This window comes from Brevibacillus schisleri, from assembly GCF_055685845.1.
Genome location: NZ_JBVNDM010000001.1, coordinates 6,704,800 through 6,718,175, shown reverse-complemented (window position 1 = coordinate 6,718,175; position 13,376 = coordinate 6,704,800). Strand labels below are relative to the sequence as shown.

General features: G+C 45.8%; 27 protein-coding genes. 24 read left to right on the top strand and 3 right to left on the bottom strand.

The window, feature by feature from the left end; translation table 11 throughout:
* Nucleotides 1-75 precede the first annotated feature (75 nt).
* Nucleotides 76-333, top strand: a complete 258-nt coding sequence (locus tag ACUUHJ_RS31815; protein ID WP_472301103.1) for a helix-turn-helix domain-containing protein — start codon at nucleotides 76-78, stop codon at nucleotides 331-333.
* 13 nt (nucleotides 334-346) lie between these two features.
* On the top strand, nucleotides 347-529 hold the full coding sequence (locus tag ACUUHJ_RS31810) for a hypothetical protein (RefSeq protein WP_472301101.1): 183 nt from the start codon (nucleotides 347-349) through the stop codon (nucleotides 527-529).
* Between the two features lie 313 nt (nucleotides 530-842).
* Here the strand turns inward: ACUUHJ_RS31810 and ACUUHJ_RS31805 are convergent, their stop codons facing one another.
* Nucleotides 843-1,022: a hypothetical protein gene (locus ACUUHJ_RS31805; RefSeq protein ID WP_472301099.1), complete on the bottom strand. Its 180-nt coding sequence runs from the start codon at nucleotides 1,020-1,022 to the stop codon at nucleotides 843-845.
* Nucleotides 1,023-1,444: 422 nt separating this feature from the next.
* On the opposite strand from ACUUHJ_RS31805, the gene ACUUHJ_RS31800 reads away from it, so the two are divergent.
* From ACUUHJ_RS31800 to ACUUHJ_RS31735, 14 genes are all read left to right on the top strand, one after another.
* A complete protein-coding gene (locus tag ACUUHJ_RS31800) occupies nucleotides 1,445-1,945 on the top strand; it encodes an XRE family transcriptional regulator (RefSeq protein ID WP_472301098.1) in 501 nt (166 codons plus the stop codon).
* Nucleotides 1,938-2,369: a hypothetical protein gene (locus tag ACUUHJ_RS31795; protein WP_396474841.1), complete on the top strand. Its 432-nt coding sequence runs from the start codon at nucleotides 1,938-1,940 to the stop codon at nucleotides 2,367-2,369. Before ACUUHJ_RS31800 ends, ACUUHJ_RS31795 begins: the two co-directional genes overlap by 8 nt.
* Nucleotides 2,370-2,421: 52 nt before the next feature.
* The gene (locus ACUUHJ_RS31790; protein ID WP_472301097.1) at nucleotides 2,422-2,661 is read left to right on the top strand and encodes a hypothetical protein; all 240 of its coding nucleotides are present in this window, start codon (nucleotides 2,422-2,424) and stop codon (nucleotides 2,659-2,661) included.
* On the top strand, nucleotides 2,645-2,902 hold the full coding sequence (locus ACUUHJ_RS31785; protein ID WP_472301096.1) for a hypothetical protein: 258 nt from the start codon (nucleotides 2,645-2,647) through the stop codon (nucleotides 2,900-2,902). Before ACUUHJ_RS31790 ends, ACUUHJ_RS31785 begins: the two co-directional genes overlap by 17 nt.
* Before the next feature lie 185 nt (nucleotides 2,903-3,087).
* The gene (locus tag ACUUHJ_RS31780) at nucleotides 3,088-3,210 is read left to right on the top strand and encodes a hypothetical protein (protein ID WP_258022808.1); all 123 of its coding nucleotides are present in this window, start codon (nucleotides 3,088-3,090) and stop codon (nucleotides 3,208-3,210) included.
* Nucleotides 3,211-3,313: 103 nt separating this feature from the next.
* Nucleotides 3,314-3,889, top strand: coding sequence for a host-nuclease inhibitor Gam family protein (locus ACUUHJ_RS31775; protein WP_472301094.1), 576 nt, complete (start codon nucleotides 3,314-3,316; stop codon nucleotides 3,887-3,889).
* Between the two features lie 26 nt (nucleotides 3,890-3,915).
* On the top strand, nucleotides 3,916-4,509 hold the full coding sequence (locus ACUUHJ_RS31770; protein WP_472301092.1) for an ERF family protein: 594 nt from the start codon (nucleotides 3,916-3,918) through the stop codon (nucleotides 4,507-4,509).
* Between the two features lies 1 nt (nucleotide 4,510).
* Complete coding sequence (locus ACUUHJ_RS31765) at nucleotides 4,511-4,903, top strand: single-stranded DNA-binding protein (protein WP_472301091.1); 393 nt, start codon at nucleotides 4,511-4,513, stop codon at nucleotides 4,901-4,903.
* A gap of 13 nt (nucleotides 4,904-4,916) precedes the next feature.
* Nucleotides 4,917-5,315 carry a hypothetical protein gene (locus ACUUHJ_RS31760; RefSeq protein ID WP_472301090.1) on the top strand — a complete coding sequence of 133 codons (399 nt, stop codon included), beginning with the start codon at nucleotides 4,917-4,919 and terminating at the stop codon, nucleotides 5,313-5,315.
* Between the two features lie 181 nt (nucleotides 5,316-5,496).
* Complete coding sequence (locus tag ACUUHJ_RS31755) at nucleotides 5,497-6,522, top strand: hypothetical protein (protein WP_472301089.1); 1,026 nt, start codon at nucleotides 5,497-5,499, stop codon at nucleotides 6,520-6,522.
* Nucleotides 6,519-7,904 carry a replicative DNA helicase gene (locus tag ACUUHJ_RS31750; protein WP_472301087.1) on the top strand — a complete coding sequence of 462 codons (1,386 nt, stop codon included), beginning with the start codon at nucleotides 6,519-6,521 and terminating at the stop codon, nucleotides 7,902-7,904. Before ACUUHJ_RS31755 ends, ACUUHJ_RS31750 begins: the two co-directional genes overlap by 4 nt.
* A gap of 18 nt (nucleotides 7,905-7,922) precedes the next feature.
* Nucleotides 7,923-8,081, top strand: coding sequence for a DUF6906 family protein (locus ACUUHJ_RS31745; protein ID WP_472301086.1), 159 nt, complete (start codon nucleotides 7,923-7,925; stop codon nucleotides 8,079-8,081).
* Nucleotides 8,082-8,084: 3 nt separating this feature from the next.
* Nucleotides 8,085-8,567, top strand: coding sequence for a RusA family crossover junction endodeoxyribonuclease (locus ACUUHJ_RS31740; RefSeq protein WP_472301084.1), 483 nt, complete (start codon nucleotides 8,085-8,087; stop codon nucleotides 8,565-8,567).
* 20 nt (nucleotides 8,568-8,587) lie between these two features.
* Nucleotides 8,588-9,607: a hypothetical protein gene (locus ACUUHJ_RS31735; protein WP_472301083.1), complete on the top strand. Its 1,020-nt coding sequence runs from the start codon at nucleotides 8,588-8,590 to the stop codon at nucleotides 9,605-9,607.
* A gap of 188 nt (nucleotides 9,608-9,795) precedes the next feature.
* Here ACUUHJ_RS31735 and ACUUHJ_RS31730 read toward each other — a convergent pair whose 3' ends face one another.
* Nucleotides 9,796-10,014 (bottom strand): hypothetical protein, encoded by a 219-nt coding sequence (locus ACUUHJ_RS31730; protein ID WP_472301081.1) that lies wholly within the window; start codon nucleotides 10,012-10,014, stop codon nucleotides 9,796-9,798.
* Nucleotides 10,015-10,077: 63 nt separating this feature from the next.
* Between ACUUHJ_RS31730 and ACUUHJ_RS31725 the strand changes: the two genes are divergently transcribed.
* Nucleotides 10,078-10,233, top strand: coding sequence for a hypothetical protein (locus tag ACUUHJ_RS31725; protein ID WP_472301080.1), 156 nt, complete (start codon nucleotides 10,078-10,080; stop codon nucleotides 10,231-10,233).
* A 35-nt stretch (nucleotides 10,234-10,268) separates the two neighbouring features.
* Nucleotides 10,269-11,084, top strand: coding sequence for a hypothetical protein (locus ACUUHJ_RS31720; RefSeq protein WP_472301079.1), 816 nt, complete (start codon nucleotides 10,269-10,271; stop codon nucleotides 11,082-11,084).
* Between the two features lie 17 nt (nucleotides 11,085-11,101).
* Here the strand turns inward: ACUUHJ_RS31720 and ACUUHJ_RS31715 are convergent, their stop codons facing one another.
* Nucleotides 11,102-11,413, bottom strand: a complete 312-nt coding sequence (locus ACUUHJ_RS31715) for a hypothetical protein (RefSeq protein WP_472301078.1) — start codon at nucleotides 11,411-11,413, stop codon at nucleotides 11,102-11,104.
* A gap of 175 nt (nucleotides 11,414-11,588) precedes the next feature.
* Here ACUUHJ_RS31715 and ACUUHJ_RS31710 point away from each other — a divergent pair, with 175 nt between their 5' ends.
* The 6 genes from ACUUHJ_RS31710 to ACUUHJ_RS31685 all read left to right on the top strand — a co-directional run bounded on the left by ACUUHJ_RS31710 (nucleotide 11,589) and on the right by ACUUHJ_RS31685 (nucleotide 13,362).
* On the top strand, nucleotides 11,589-11,936 hold the full coding sequence (locus ACUUHJ_RS31710) for a hypothetical protein (protein ID WP_472301077.1): 348 nt from the start codon (nucleotides 11,589-11,591) through the stop codon (nucleotides 11,934-11,936).
* Nucleotides 11,933-12,121, top strand: a complete 189-nt coding sequence (locus ACUUHJ_RS31705) for a hypothetical protein (RefSeq protein WP_472301076.1) — start codon at nucleotides 11,933-11,935, stop codon at nucleotides 12,119-12,121. Before ACUUHJ_RS31710 ends, ACUUHJ_RS31705 begins: the two co-directional genes overlap by 4 nt.
* Nucleotides 12,093-12,521, top strand: a complete 429-nt coding sequence (locus ACUUHJ_RS31700) for a BC1872 family protein (protein ID WP_472301075.1) — start codon at nucleotides 12,093-12,095, stop codon at nucleotides 12,519-12,521. Before ACUUHJ_RS31705 ends, ACUUHJ_RS31700 begins: the two co-directional genes overlap by 29 nt.
* The gene (locus ACUUHJ_RS31695) at nucleotides 12,499-12,735 is read left to right on the top strand and encodes a hypothetical protein (RefSeq protein WP_472301073.1); all 237 of its coding nucleotides are present in this window, start codon (nucleotides 12,499-12,501) and stop codon (nucleotides 12,733-12,735) included. Before ACUUHJ_RS31700 ends, ACUUHJ_RS31695 begins: the two co-directional genes overlap by 23 nt.
* Before the next feature lie 212 nt (nucleotides 12,736-12,947).
* Nucleotides 12,948-13,091 (top strand): hypothetical protein, encoded by a 144-nt coding sequence (locus tag ACUUHJ_RS31690; protein WP_472301072.1) that lies wholly within the window; start codon nucleotides 12,948-12,950, stop codon nucleotides 13,089-13,091.
* Between the two features lie 70 nt (nucleotides 13,092-13,161).
* Nucleotides 13,162-13,362, top strand: coding sequence for a hypothetical protein (locus tag ACUUHJ_RS31685; protein ID WP_173606752.1), 201 nt, complete (start codon nucleotides 13,162-13,164; stop codon nucleotides 13,360-13,362).
* Nucleotides 13,363-13,376 lie beyond the last annotated feature (14 nt).

Here is a 13,376-nt window from a genome sequence, read left to right as displayed (position 1 = left end):
TGACAGGTTGAAGTAACTTCAATTATTATTACATCAACAAGTTGAAGAAACTTCAATAAAAGGTGGTGAACTACAATGCCTAATCCAATGGCTATTGAAAAGTATCGAAAAAAGCGAAACCTTTCTGTTAAAGAGTTGACAAAACTAATGAAGAAAACCCCGGGGTGGTACTCGAAAATTAAGAATGGGCACTTTACATTGCCAAGTTACCATATCGAGCATATGGCAGAAATCTTTGGAGTTAAGCCTGCAACACTAGCTAAGGAGTATTTTTCTGATTCTAAAGTTGAAGAAACGTCAATATCTGATGGCGTAAAACAAAAACCAGCTTGAAAGGAGTAATTGCATGAAAAAGCCTCGACCGCCAATCCGAGTCGTCGGTCACAAGGTCGTAAGTCGTAAAGACCCCACGAAAGTGCTTGGAAATAGGCCAGAAGATTTTCCGTATCTAGTTGCTGCTTGTAGGGCTGCGATTGCGACGATGACCACTGATGATGTCTATGTAGTCAAGAAGGCAGCTAATCAATAGCCTGAATCAAATCTCCACAACACAACTGCATAGAGCGCCGAAGAGCGGGAGCGAGCGACGATATGAGCCGCGCCATAATACATTCCACCATTTCGCCGGGTAAGGGTGAAACAAGGTCAGGTGGAGGTCACTGCCATGATTCGACGCTGCATGCAGTTGTGTGATGAAAGTGAGGTGAAAAAGATGCAACTGACTGAACAACGTATTCGTGAGATTGTGCGGGAGGAGTTAGCCGCCCAGCAGACGGCTAACATCAGCAATATAATTCAATTTTTTAATACACCAGAAACACAAGAGGTATTACGTGAACAGATTACTCGTCACCTTTTGGATTCCCTTGAATCTTCTGATGGTACTCTCTGATCGCAAGAACAGCCAGTTTGGCTGCGGTTTCGGTCATTGTTTTTGCAACACCATTTTCGGGATTTTTCAAATTCGATAAGTGTTTTTGAATAATTAGTTCTTCAATTTCTCGAAAATCATTTTCTTTCATTGTTCCACCCCCATCCAAAATAAACTTTAGAAGATCGCCACTCGTCAAAGTACACGTTCTTCCGACAGAGAAATTCGACAGGATGGGTGGAAATTCCTACCAATTACTGGAGGTGTTCAACCTGGACAAACTCGATAATCTGGTCAAACACATTGGGCTGGTACACCAAGAAAGTGAATCAATCAGCAAAATGGCCACGTGAGAAAAGAGAGCGTCGGCTCCCAAGACTTCTGGCTTACAAAGAAAGACTGCATGAGCTAATCAGAAAAAGAAAGCCCTCGGCTCATATGGCTGCCGAGGGAGAGTCTGGAAAGTGAGCTTGGATTCATTGTACATCGAAAATCGAATAACGAAGGTAAGGATGGTGCGAACACTTGAGCGATTTTGGTAAACAGTTAGGTCAGTCACTTCAAGAGGCTGGCATGACACAGTTAGCTTTCGGCTTAGAAGCTAATGTAAGCCGGGAGGCAGTTTCTTCATACACCACGGGGAGAATTATGACGCCGCCGGATGTTAAATCGAAAGCTGTACAAGTGACAAACAATCCATTTCTTTCAATTGCAGCAGCTTATGAGTCATCAGCAGGTACAAGCCCGGTCATTTTGGACGGCGACAATGTGGAACTGAACAGGCATACAGTGGTCGCTAAAACGGTTGAGGAAGTCGAGGAGCTACTACTAGCCATAAGGCGGGTCCAGCCCATCCTTCTAAAACCGCCGTCCACATGGAGTACATCAGAAAAGCATCAGATTGAACACTTGATCCAAGAGACATTGGACGTAGTTACATCCACAACACATATGGCTGCTGTGATAACGAAGGAGTCAAAGCTTGGTTGGATATCTCAGTGGACAAAGCACAAGACAAAGCTTATGACCAAAGGCTTTTTAAAAGTGATGAAGGGAGCTGGACGTAATGAGTGATCAATTCATGGTGTTCGATAAAGATCAGCTAATCATTGTGATCGGAGCGCTTATCGAAGAAAAGGTCAGGAGTCAAAACGCGGGTCAAGATTGGCAAGTAAAACGGGCAATCATTACGGCAAATACTCTCATCGATATGTGCTGCGGGAAGCCTGGCTATTTGGATGAGGAACAGCTTGAGCAAGTTGCGGGAGCGTTGGAAAGAGCAGTTCAAGGTCGCAGGGGAATGTCAGACAGAAATGCGTCACAAGCTTTATGGATAGCTTCTCGATTGCGAGAGATAAAGGCAAAGCGGGAGAGTCGATTTTACAAAGCGCCTTATGTAATGGTGAAAGGCAAGCGAATGGCCGTTCTCCTGAAAGCAAGCGAAGTTGCTGCTTATCTGAGAATAGAAAAAACCGCCCGCGGCGAACGGACGGCTTAGAAAAGCAATGTATTGGAAGAATACCACAACCACATAGAGGAGGACAAGCCCTATGAAGCCAGCACACATCCGTATTCAGGAATTGCAAAAAGAAGTAGCGAATTTGGCTGAGCTGCGTGACGAAGCCAAATCAGAATGGGATAGCAATATGGACGAAGCATTGCACTACCGAAAAAAAGCGTCGGAAGCAGAAGCTCGTATGTATGCTCGTCAGGAAGAAATTGACGCACGCCTTGCAGAAATCACCGAATTGGAGGAGCAGGAGGTGTTGGTGCATGCAGCAAGTGCCTGATATCGCGGAGTATGTGGAGCAAACAGAAGCAATACGGCAGAAACAGTCGGAGCAATTGGCGTTTGATCAGGATTCAGAAACGTTGGATAAACAAGTTCGTGATTTGATGCAGGAGCTTGAAGACATTCAAGAGGAAGTCCGAGGCATTTGGGAGTTTAGACGAGATCACCCAAACAGAGACAACCTTGAGGCTCTACAGGAGCAAAAACGACGGCTGACCAAATGGGCAGTGGGAACATAGCATGACGCGGGCTTCGGCCCTGCGTGGAAGATTTGAGATCGCACGTGAGGGAGTCTTCCACGGAGGTTCGAACCTCCAAGTAATACATAGCGAGGTCAAGACGTGGCGTAGGCAGGGAACTACAACGGCTGCCGTAGAGGTTGGGACGGCGGCGCCTCGCGATCAAAGTGAGAGGGGGTGCAAAAGTGGGTGAAGTAGCTGAAATGATCATATCAGGCTTGGTATGCCAAGTATGCGGTGAATCTATGGATGATTTTGAGGAGCCTGGCTATCCAAGAACTTGCGAAGATTGCCAAGAAGAAAAGTAAAAGACCCAGCGCTGGAACGCTGAGTCTTCGGTCTTAAAGCACGATTGGGAATCAATTCAATCCTAGCGGATAGACCCCCAAAAAACAAGTGGGAGGAATATAAATGTCAATTAACGCTTTAATGGCACTTGATTTAGAAGAACTCCAAGATATCAAATTTCAGCTACCCGAGGTTGAGGTAAAGGAACGATTCAAAATTGACGGTCTGGATTCTCTTAACTGGGCACTTAGAAAATTGGCTGCTCTAAATACTCAGCATCTTGATTTAAGAGAGCTTGCAAATAAAGAGAAGGCTCGTATCCAAGAATGGCTAGACAAAGAAACTCGGGTTATCGAAGAGAGTCGTCAGTTTTTCCATATGTTAATCGAGGAATACGCTCGGGAACAGCGGGCCCATGATCCGAAGTGGAAAGCATCCACACCATACGGTAAGGTCAGTTTCCGCAAACAGCCACCTAAATGGGATTACGACGAGAAAAAGGCGCTAGAAATGGTGGAGTCTGCTGGATTGGATCAGTTCATCCGTGTAAAAAAAGAACTGGACAAGGTAAACCTGAAAGCTAATGTAACGGTGCTAGATGACGGACGTGTGGTTGAGCCTGAAAGTGGAGCTGTTATCGAAGGTGTGATGGTTGTATCACAAGCCGAGGCGCTTAAAGTTGAGGTTGCTAACGAATGAGCGTATTTAAGAAGATTCTCGCAGTCATGAAAGACGTCGAGTATTTGCAGAAAGACGACAAAGTTGAATTTAAGACAACAAAATACAAGGCAATCTCGGAAGAAAAAGTTACATCAGCGGTCGGGGCAGCAATGAGGGAACATGGTCTGGTAATCATTCCTGTAGAGCAAGAACACTTCCGGCAGGGCGATCTAACAACGGTTAATGTGAAGTATCGGATTGTAGACGTTGACACTGGAGACAGTATCGTTGCTGTCTCCAGTGGAACCGGGGTGGACACCCAAGACAAAGGTGTTGGGAAAGCAATGACCTACTCCTACAAATATCTATTTTTACGTGTATTTGCTATTCCAACAGGGGAAGACCCGGACAAAATTTCCAGCGATGAATGGGACGAGAATTTGAAGAAGCAGCAGAAACAAGGACAGAACGGAAATTCTAATTCGAATTCTGAGAGCAAAGAACCTACAGAAGCAGTTCTCAAAGCCAAATGGCAGAAACTAGCTGGCTCCTTAGCAGGATATGATGCGTGGTACAAAGGGCAAGCGGAAAAAGGAGTTACCAACCAGCAAATGGATGAAGCCCTCACTAAAAAAATGAAAGAGAAAGGTGTTGCCTAGATTGAACCGTGTCGTTTTAATCGGGCACCTTGCCCGCGAGCCAGAAATGAGGTACACGCCAAACGGCACCGCCGTTACAACTTTTACATTGGGTGTCAACCGCCCAAAAACAAAAGAAGGGGCGGAACAGCAACCCGATTGGATCAATTGTGTGGTATGGCAGAAAACGGCCGAGAACTGCGCCAACTATTTACGAAAGGGCAGTAAAGTGCTGGTAGAGGGGCGGATTCAAACGCGTTCTTACGATGATCAGGAGGGGAAGAAACGGTACATAACTGAGGTGGTCGGTATGTACGTAGAGTTTCTGTCTCCAAGGAACCAGGGCAATTCCCCAGATGAGCCATTCTCTACACGGCCACCTGTAAATATCAGCGACGACGATCTGCCCTTCTGATAAGGAGCGATGAATGATGAGCGAAGTTAGAAGCTTAGATCGATTGAAACGGTACTATGCCGAGATCAACACGCTTGACGATGAAATACCTGCTCAGGTAACGCGCAAAATCTACCTATACAGCTTAGCTCTTTTGGAGATTGGTCGGTTCCATGCCGAGGCGGTAAGCGAATACGGACGCCTTTACGCCGAACGTAAGGGGAAATGGGGGCAGATTGCCGCGACAACAGAGGGTAGCGGTGTTGTGAAGGAAGCAACTGCTGATCAAATGACACAAGAGATAAGAATCCACGAGGCACAGGCCGAGTCTGATGTGCATCGCTGGAAGAACAGTTTTGAGGCAACACAGGAGATCATTAATGCGCTGAAAGTCCATCTCAAAGTGCTGGTAAAGGAGTTGGACGTGGCTTGATAGGACAAGTCCACAGGCTCTGAGGGATGCGCTGGGAAGTGGCCGGCGTGCTTCAAAATGACGGACAGGATTATGCAAAGTTACGGTGCTTGGATAAGAGGAAATGGCCGTGGATCATTCCAATTGCGTTTCTTGAGATGGGGGCAGGGCGTAGAGTTTCGTAAATAGGGGAGATCAGGGGATGGACATAACAGAATACGGGACAGCGGGGTTTTTTGTCCTTCCCCGGTTGTCTTTCCGGAATAGAAGGGACAAGCTGTTATTCGCCGATTTGATGGAACGGGCCAGCTACAAGGACGGTGCTGGGCAGAAGCGAGGCGAATTGCTGTTCAATACAGCAGAGTTTGAAAGGGAAGTGGGCTGGACACGCAAAGCAATCACCACTTCGTTAAGCCATTTGGTAAAGGACGGGCTGATCAAAATTTCGCCTGCAAAACGCAGATGCGATGGGGTTTTCATCACGATTTTGCATTACAACCAGATGCAAGATTTGAGCTCTTACAAAGTGCAAAATTCCTCCGAAAAAGGGACAGAGGAGGGACAATCAACTGACAACAAGGGGGCAATCAAGGGACAATCAAGCGAAAGCGGAAACCCTTGTGGCTCTAAGGACGAAGGGGGTTCGCAAATAGCCGAAGGGACAAACAAGGGGCAATCAAATGCTCATGAAGGGACAAAGGAGGGACAATCTTTATTATTTAAACAACAAGAACAGCAGTTAGAACATCAAAACAAACCTAAAAAAGATTCTCGTCCCAAACGCAGCAAGCGCGTTTATGACGAATCGACTGATGCCTATATTTTGGCTAAGTACCTGCGGGATCGAATCCTTCGCTGGAAACCTGACGCTAAGGTTCCAGAAGCCACACCAGTTGCACTCGCTTCATGGGCAGAAGATATGCAGAAGATGATCGAGTTGGACAAGCGTAGCAAATATGACATACAGCTAGTCATCCAGTGGGCAACAGATGATTCCTTTTGGCAAGTAAATATCCTGTCAGCAGGTACATTGCGAAAACAATACGACAAACTGGATGGAAATATGCGCAGGAAAGTGGTTCCCATGCCCCAGGCACGTGTGGATCAGCCATCAACGAATACTCCAATGGGCCATAGCTCAGACCAAACACATGCTGGATTTGAAAAGCGTGCAGCAAATGACTTGGCCTTCCAAGAAATGCTTTTTGGGAAAGGAGAAAGTACATGATTGATCGTCTACAGAACCTGCCAGCAGAAAAGGCAACGTTAGGCAGCATAATCATGGAGCCAATGATGCTCGACGAAATTGAATTGCTCTTGTCTCCAGAAGATTTTTCACACTCAGGACACCAAGATATATACAAATCTTTGCTCAGCCTTCGAGACAGAGGTGAAAAGATAGACCTCGTAGCACTAACCACCGAATTGAGTAATAAAAAACAACTAGATGCCATTGGTGGCGTACCGTACTTGACGAGTCTCGGTAGTGTTGTTGCCTCAGCTGCAGCGGTAGACCACCACGCTGAATTAGTCAAGGAAGCAGCAACGTCAAGGAAAGTATTCCGATATGCGGAGTCACTTCGCTCCAGAGTATTGAACGGGGATTATGAATCTGCCGAAGAGCTGCTGAACTTGGCAGAAGAGAGGGTCGCTGAAATTCGACCAAGTAAACGTGGGGGATTGCAAGCGGTAAAGGATTTTATCCTCGATCACATTTCCGTGATCGAAAACACTCGAACAGATAGTGGTTCCCTTCTCGGAAAGTCGTGGGGCATACCGAAGGCAGATATGCTTACCAGCGGAGCGTGCGGCGGTCAATTGATCATCCTAGGTGCTAGGCCATCTGTTGGGAAAACGGCGTTCGCGTTGAAGTTGGCACGGACAACTGGCATTCAGCCTGATAGCGATCCTGTAGCGATTTTCTCGCTAGAGATGAGAAAGGGAGATTTGTTAAACCGAATGCTCGCAGCAGAGGCAAAGATACCTCTTTTGAAAATCCGTCACAACAAGATGAGCGAGGGCGAATGGCAAGTATTCACGCAGGCAAGTGACAAGTTTTATCGCTCTAACATCTACATGGAGGATAAGGGTAGGCAAGCTTTAAACGAAATCGTCGCAGAATCTCGTGCATTAAAACGGAAGCATGGCAAAGTGGGGATGATTCTGATCGACTACCTTGGGCTTATTGGGAATAAAGGGCGAGGTCGTCGTAACCGCCACCTTAACCGTGATCAAGAGATCGGGGAGTATACAGGAGCTCTGAAAGAATTAGCAAAGGAATTGGATTGCCCCGTTGTACTTCTTGCACAGTTAAACCGGGATATTGATAAAGGGATTGTAAAACGGCCGAACCTCTCAAGCCTTCGCGAAAGTGGAAATATCGAGCAAGATGCTGATGTGGTTGCTTTTCTACATAGGGATGACAGCGAAGAGTACGTGAATTTTGCAACAGGAGAACCAATCAGCAAGGTTGAGCTCATCATTGCTAAGAATCGAGACGGATCGGTTGGCACAGTGAACCTTGCCTTTAGGCGTGTCTTTCAGGAATTTATCGACTGGGATATGGCTCCAGGGCGACAGGTACAAGAATCGTTGAAAACGGGTTCCTAAACCGGGAGGAGAGCAGACATGAAGCAAGGCAAACGCCCAAACAGGCGGCAAAAAAGAGACTTGGAAGCACGTAATTTAAACCCAGCAAATTGGCTGGTTGAGCGCGATAGCACGACAGAGTTGGTTTTGATCCATCGTTTCTCCGGTAATACAAAGACGATCAAGAAAGGGGCATAACCGGTGCAACGGCTGATTATCCCCTTGCTGATGGAGAAGAGACGGCGGAACCCAACAACAAAGAAGATGGAGAACATTTGGGTCGTTCCATCATGGAATCATTTGTACACCATCGTCAGAAATGCTCCAACTCTAGGTAAGTGGGGAGAGCGTTATAAACAGCGTGTAGCAGAGGCTGCTCTTGAATGGGCCATGGAAAACGATTGGGTGATGATTGAGACCAGGAAGGTAATTCTTCGAACATGGATTTTCTGGAATGACGCAAGAGAGAAAGATTGCCATAACACTGATAAAGCTTGGGCAGATGCTTTTGAAGGAATCCTCTACAGAAACGACAGTCAGGCATTGATTCAATATCAGGACTTTCAAATTGATCGGGCTAACCCGCGTATCGAAATAGAGCCGATTGTTGGCGGTCTGATCGTAAGAGACACGCCAGCACGAAAAAACAAGCCATCAAAAAATCAGATGGCCATTGAATTCTAATCCAAGGGAGAGTGTGGAAAATGGGCTACATGGATTTCAAACCGACGGTAAAGAAAGTGAATATGAAGCCAAAGGGAGTCGTTGAAATCGTACTGGAAACAACTATTAGTGACTTGAATGGAAAAGTAGAGGCTCTAGGCAATATGATTGATCGTCAGGCAGAAGCTTCACTGGATTCCCTCGTCGTCAATTACAACGTTTCGATTAACACCAAGACAAAAAAGCCACTCGTGAGCTATAAGGTAGACGACTCCGGCGTTGTCCATGAAGTCAAACCAGAAGGCGAACAGATTGAAGCAGACTTGGGTATGCCTAAAGAGAAAGTACCAACCGAAGAAGAGTCTAAAGAGGCAGAACGTTCTGTGATCGATGACTTTATTCGAGAAGGGTTTGCTCCTCAGTTTGATGACCTACCTTACGATTTCCAGAGCATTGTATCGCGCAAGCTGGCTGGTGAGACATACATGAAAATCGCTTCAGAACTTGAAATGTCGAGAGGCAAAATCGTGGAACTCGTTGACGAATACCGCAGCCGTGTTGCTCCTATGGCCTTGAAATGGGACGAATGGAGAAAAGGCAAGGACAAGCAAAAAGAGAGTAAAGAAAAAACAGATGACAAACCAAGCGATCAAGCGGAGACAGATAGTCAGGACAAAACGGATGAACAAGCTGCCAATACTCCTGAAACAGGTGTAAGAGAAGACACCAATCCTGAATTAGAGCAGACAGGCTCGGAAACGTCAGGTGATAAGGCAGACGAAGAACATCAAGGTTCAGAAAAGCAAGAGGATGCTGTCGCCGCAATCGACAAGGATAAACTGGAGGCTTATATCTTGAGCGGACAAGCTCCGGTGTTTGAGGAAATAGAGTTCGACTTCCCTGCTTTGCTTGCTCGCCGTAAAAGTGGCGAAACGTGGTTGAAAATCGCACCGACGATCGGAACGTCCTCCACCAAACTCCAAACGGCTTGGTCCAAATACAAGAAACTCGTTGCTGAACATATGGCAAAACTCAACGGTGAGGAACCGGGGGCAGCGTAAAGCTGCTCCTCTCACCTAGAAAGGCGGGATCATATGACGGCCGTTAAACCAGCGCCAGATCACCCGTGGAGACGCGATTTTCTCACCAAAAAGGTAAACGACCATATCAAGCAGTCCATCGTTAACCCTTTCGTCAACAACTGGAAAGTAGGCGGGGCATTGCCGCCCTGGAACGGGAGGAAATAGGGCTACTCAGGATATCGGCGTCCATGACTACCAAACAGTTCGTGGACGCCTCCATACACACGAACTGGAAGGTCAGGAAACACGATGGCCACATGGCCAGCATCGAGCTGTAGACGGTCGGAATCTTGTTCAATCACATAAGGTATCTCCATAGCATCTAAGGCCTCTTTCAAATAGCTGACTTCAGACCATTCGACAGAGTAATAAAATGACTTTTCCATGAGACCAGCTCCTTTGTGGTTATTATGCCACGGGGAGTTGGGACAAAAAAGGAGACGGGAGAAGTGCATCCGTTTGTAACTGGAGATAAAGTTGAACACCCGGAATTAGGCCGGGGAGTGGTCATACAATGGCAGCCCGCCAAGCTACTTGTTAAGTGGGAGAAATCCGGGAAGGCGTCGCTAGTACCTAAGTCAGAGGTACAACTGATTAAGGAATAGGAACACAATGCTCAGGGAGATAAGGAGGTCGCAGCATGCAGGTTTTAAGCTTGGGAGCAGGGGTGCAGAGCACAACAATGCTTCTGATGGCCGCACATGGTGAATTTGATAACAAACCTGATTTCGCGGTTTTCGCCGATACGGGCTGGGAGCCAGCAGGCGTGATGTATCACTTTATGTGGCTCAAACAGAAGGTCGAGAAAATGGGGATTCCTGTTCATATAGCTTCAAGAGGGAATATTCGGAAAGACTTGCTTAATGCCTCAAAAAATCAAACACGCTCGGTTAACATGCCATTCTTCGTAAGGGCCAGTGACGGGAAGCCAGGAATCGTGCCGAGGGGATGCACAGAAGAGTACAAGATTAAGGCGGTAAACCAGACGATCCGCGAACTTCTCGGTTACAAGAAGGGCGAACGTATGAAACACCAGATAACTAAGTGGATGGGGATTAGTACAGACGAGTTTCAACGAGTTAAGCCGGGCCGACACAAATGGGAGTCCATGTACTATCCGTTGATCGAGACAGACATGAGCCGTGGAGATTGCTTGCTCTGGTTGCAAAGGAACGGATATCCAAGGCCACCCAAATCAAGCTGTATCGGATGCCCATTCCACAACGACAAGATGTGGCTGGACATGAAAGAGAACGACCCGAAATCCTTCCAAGATGCCGTCCAGTTTGAGCGAGAGATACAAAAGAACGGGTTGCGAAAGTTGAACAGTTTGCCCTACTTGCATCGTTCATTAATTCCGTTGGATCAGATTGATTTTAAAGCCAGGCTAGAAGGCAAGCAAATGGATCTGATCAATGACTTCATTAACGAATGCGAGGGCATGTGCGGCGTTTAACAAAATGTGTATTGAGATCACATTCCATCGCTTTCGCGACGAATAATGTTAACTTGTTCCCTAAAGATGACAAATATTTGTTCAAGATTACGACTATCTAACCAAATAACATCTTTCCATATGTCTTTGTAGCCTTTCAATTGTGCGTAAACGTTTAAAATTTCATCTTTAGACAGATCTTCAATGGACAATTTGTTGTGCAGAATATTGGAGAGAATTTCAAAACAAATAATTGGTTTACCATCTACACTCATTCCGACACACAACTCTTTGTATAGTTCGATTTCTGAAATTTGTTCTGATGTTAACCATGATCTTAGATCGTTCATTAGAACACCTACTTTTTGGAAGTATCCAAATATATTAACACAATTAGTTATTCAGGAAAGGCGGGTCCGAATGGTGAAGTGCCACGCTTGCAACGGAAAGGGCTCTTTTGACCAGCATGAAATGTGCTTGTATTGCGAAGGCAGCGGAATACAAGAAATGAGGGAGGAAAGAACGATGAATAGACAAGCAGTTTTGGACGTTCTGAACAGCCTGGAAGTGGTCGATATGAACGGTGGAGATGATGCTTACATCCTCGTTGAAAATAGTGAGGAAGTTCGCCAAAAACTCAATGCTGTAGGGGTCACTAATGAAGTGATTAACAGGTATGGTGACGATGAGGCTTTTGATGTGCTTTCTCTGGCTTTCGCAGAAGGTTACACAGATTACTACGAAAAAGGAATGTTTGTCTTGTGGGGTCCAATCGATGAAGAGTTGCGTAACCGAGTACGGAATGGCGAAGGAACCGCAACAGATGCTGAGCGACTACTTCGGGCACTTGAACCGGAGGTGTTCGGACAATGACACCAACAAGACAAGAACTTCTCAAACGGTTGGCGAACTTTCGAACGGTACCAGGGCATGGACCGGATGTAAAAAGTATGTCCGATGAGAAATTGGAGACGTATGTAAAAGCCTTAGAAAGCATGTTCAAAAAAGCGTTTGAGGAGGAAGACGAGGATGACAATGACCGAGCGGCAGATCATTGAAACGCTGGCAACGAAGGTGATGGGGTGGGAAAAGCTTGAGGTTGAGCTTGACCTTACCGACGGGGGAACACAAAAGTTCTTCGACTCTTGGAGGATGAATGGAAGAGAGGTTGCAACTCACTGGAGCCCACTCCACAACATAGCCGATGCGTGGATGATCGTGGAGAAGATGGCGGAAGAGAACAATATGAAGTTCCACAGCATCTTATCAAAATGGGGAATTTTCGGGATGACACCAAAGACAATTAGTTTATCAGCTTATGAAGCTGTCATTGGAAACGAAGTAGTCTTAACAAAACGGCAAAAGAGGAAAGAGCGGCGGAATAAATTACTGTTTATTACCTTAAAAAACGAATTGTACAGGGAGGATAGTGCTTATGGTAGGCGTAGCGGTTGTTAATGGTAAAGCTGTGAAGGTTTTTCGTTCAAATAGTAATGTGGATTTGGCAAACAAATTTAAAGTCTGGTGTCAAGAACGCGGGTTAACTGAGTCCTTTAAAGATTGGACATCTGTTGGGGTCTTCGGATACAAGAATGAAACCGAGAGAGCCGTAATGCGCTGGGGTAATGAATCAGACTATGAGTGTATGGATTCAGACTTACCAAAATATTGAGGTAAATGGGGATGAGTCGATGAGTAAATACGGGGAATGCAAAGATTGTCAAACTGACCTAACATTCGGACAAAGAGTTTCCTTTGGAGGAAGGTGCGGATCGTGTTTTGATAAGTATTTACTCAGTGATGAGTACCAAAAAGAAATTGATGACTTGTTTGGAAAAACTGACATAACACAACACACGATGTGATAAATGAGGAGGATGCACAATGAAACGAGTGAAAGTTCACTGGAGTTTAACTGCTAGTGTGATGCTTTTAGATGATGCTCTTGAAAGAGCTGGAATCGATTTGCGTAAGGACTATTCAATCGATGTGGATGAAGACGGGAATTATATATGCACGCAAGATTGATCGCCTTAACATTTCAATCGATATGTTAAATTGTCAGCCTTAAATTCAATCTTGAGTAGGTGAAGAAGCTGTGAAACTCAACCTAACAAATCAACAAAAAGTAGTAATACGGCAGTACGCTGAATGGGCAGAATCAGAAGCTAACAATCCTACTAAAACGAAATTAGCAAGAACCGTTTTGTTAGATCGCGCACTTGCCTACAACAAATTGCTGACAATTGACAATACACATAGTGGTGACATCAAGAAAGAGATCCAACGGGCATTTTAACAAAACATTACGTT

Excerpts from the sequence above, each read along its gene's own strand:
- ACUUHJ_RS31695 (WP_472301073.1), top strand. The coding sequence starts at position 12,499 with ATGGTAGGCGTAGCGGTTGTTAATGGTAAAGCTGTGAAGGTTTTTCGT.
- ACUUHJ_RS31750 (WP_472301087.1), top strand. The coding sequence starts at position 6,519 with ATGATTGATCGTCTACAGAACCTGCCAGCAGAAAAGGCAACGTTAGGC.
- ACUUHJ_RS31755 (WP_472301089.1), top strand. The coding sequence starts at position 5,497 with ATGGACATAACAGAATACGGGACAGCGGGGTTTTTTGTCCTTCCCCGG.
- ACUUHJ_RS31800 (WP_472301098.1), top strand. The coding sequence starts at position 1,445 with ATGACACAGTTAGCTTTCGGCTTAGAAGCTAATGTAAGCCGGGAGGCA.
- ACUUHJ_RS31720 (WP_472301079.1), top strand. The coding sequence starts at position 10,269 with ATGCAGGTTTTAAGCTTGGGAGCAGGGGTGCAGAGCACAACAATGCTT.
- ACUUHJ_RS31710 (WP_472301077.1), top strand. The coding sequence starts at position 11,589 with ATGAATAGACAAGCAGTTTTGGACGTTCTGAACAGCCTGGAAGTGGTC.
- ACUUHJ_RS31745 (WP_472301086.1), top strand. The coding sequence starts at position 7,923 with ATGAAGCAAGGCAAACGCCCAAACAGGCGGCAAAAAAGAGACTTGGAA.
- ACUUHJ_RS31810 (WP_472301101.1), top strand. The coding sequence starts at position 347 with ATGAAAAAGCCTCGACCGCCAATCCGAGTCGTCGGTCACAAGGTCGTA.
- ACUUHJ_RS31715 (WP_472301078.1), bottom strand. The coding sequence starts at position 11,413 with ATGAACGATCTAAGATCATGGTTAACATCAGAACAAATTTCAGAAATC.
- ACUUHJ_RS31785 (WP_472301096.1), top strand. The coding sequence starts at position 2,645 with ATGCAGCAAGTGCCTGATATCGCGGAGTATGTGGAGCAAACAGAAGCA.
- ACUUHJ_RS31770 (WP_472301092.1), top strand. The coding sequence starts at position 3,916 with ATGAAAGACGTCGAGTATTTGCAGAAAGACGACAAAGTTGAATTTAAG.
- ACUUHJ_RS31700 (WP_472301075.1), top strand. The coding sequence starts at position 12,093 with ATGACAATGACCGAGCGGCAGATCATTGAAACGCTGGCAACGAAGGTG.
- ACUUHJ_RS31795 (WP_396474841.1), top strand. The coding sequence starts at position 1,938 with ATGAGTGATCAATTCATGGTGTTCGATAAAGATCAGCTAATCATTGTG.
- ACUUHJ_RS31735 (WP_472301083.1), top strand. The coding sequence starts at position 8,588 with ATGGGCTACATGGATTTCAAACCGACGGTAAAGAAAGTGAATATGAAG.
- ACUUHJ_RS31815 (WP_472301103.1), top strand. The coding sequence starts at position 76 with ATGCCTAATCCAATGGCTATTGAAAAGTATCGAAAAAAGCGAAACCTT.
- ACUUHJ_RS31775 (WP_472301094.1), top strand. The coding sequence starts at position 3,314 with ATGTCAATTAACGCTTTAATGGCACTTGATTTAGAAGAACTCCAAGAT.
- ACUUHJ_RS31790 (WP_472301097.1), top strand. The coding sequence starts at position 2,422 with ATGAAGCCAGCACACATCCGTATTCAGGAATTGCAAAAAGAAGTAGCG.
- ACUUHJ_RS31805 (WP_472301099.1), bottom strand. The coding sequence starts at position 1,022 with ATGAAAGAAAATGATTTTCGAGAAATTGAAGAACTAATTATTCAAAAA.
- ACUUHJ_RS31730 (WP_472301081.1), bottom strand. The coding sequence starts at position 10,014 with ATGGAAAAGTCATTTTATTACTCTGTCGAATGGTCTGAAGTCAGCTAT.
- ACUUHJ_RS31705 (WP_472301076.1), top strand. The coding sequence starts at position 11,933 with ATGACACCAACAAGACAAGAACTTCTCAAACGGTTGGCGAACTTTCGA.
- ACUUHJ_RS31760 (WP_472301090.1), top strand. The coding sequence starts at position 4,917 with ATGATGAGCGAAGTTAGAAGCTTAGATCGATTGAAACGGTACTATGCC.
- ACUUHJ_RS31690 (WP_472301072.1), top strand. The coding sequence starts at position 12,948 with ATGAAACGAGTGAAAGTTCACTGGAGTTTAACTGCTAGTGTGATGCTT.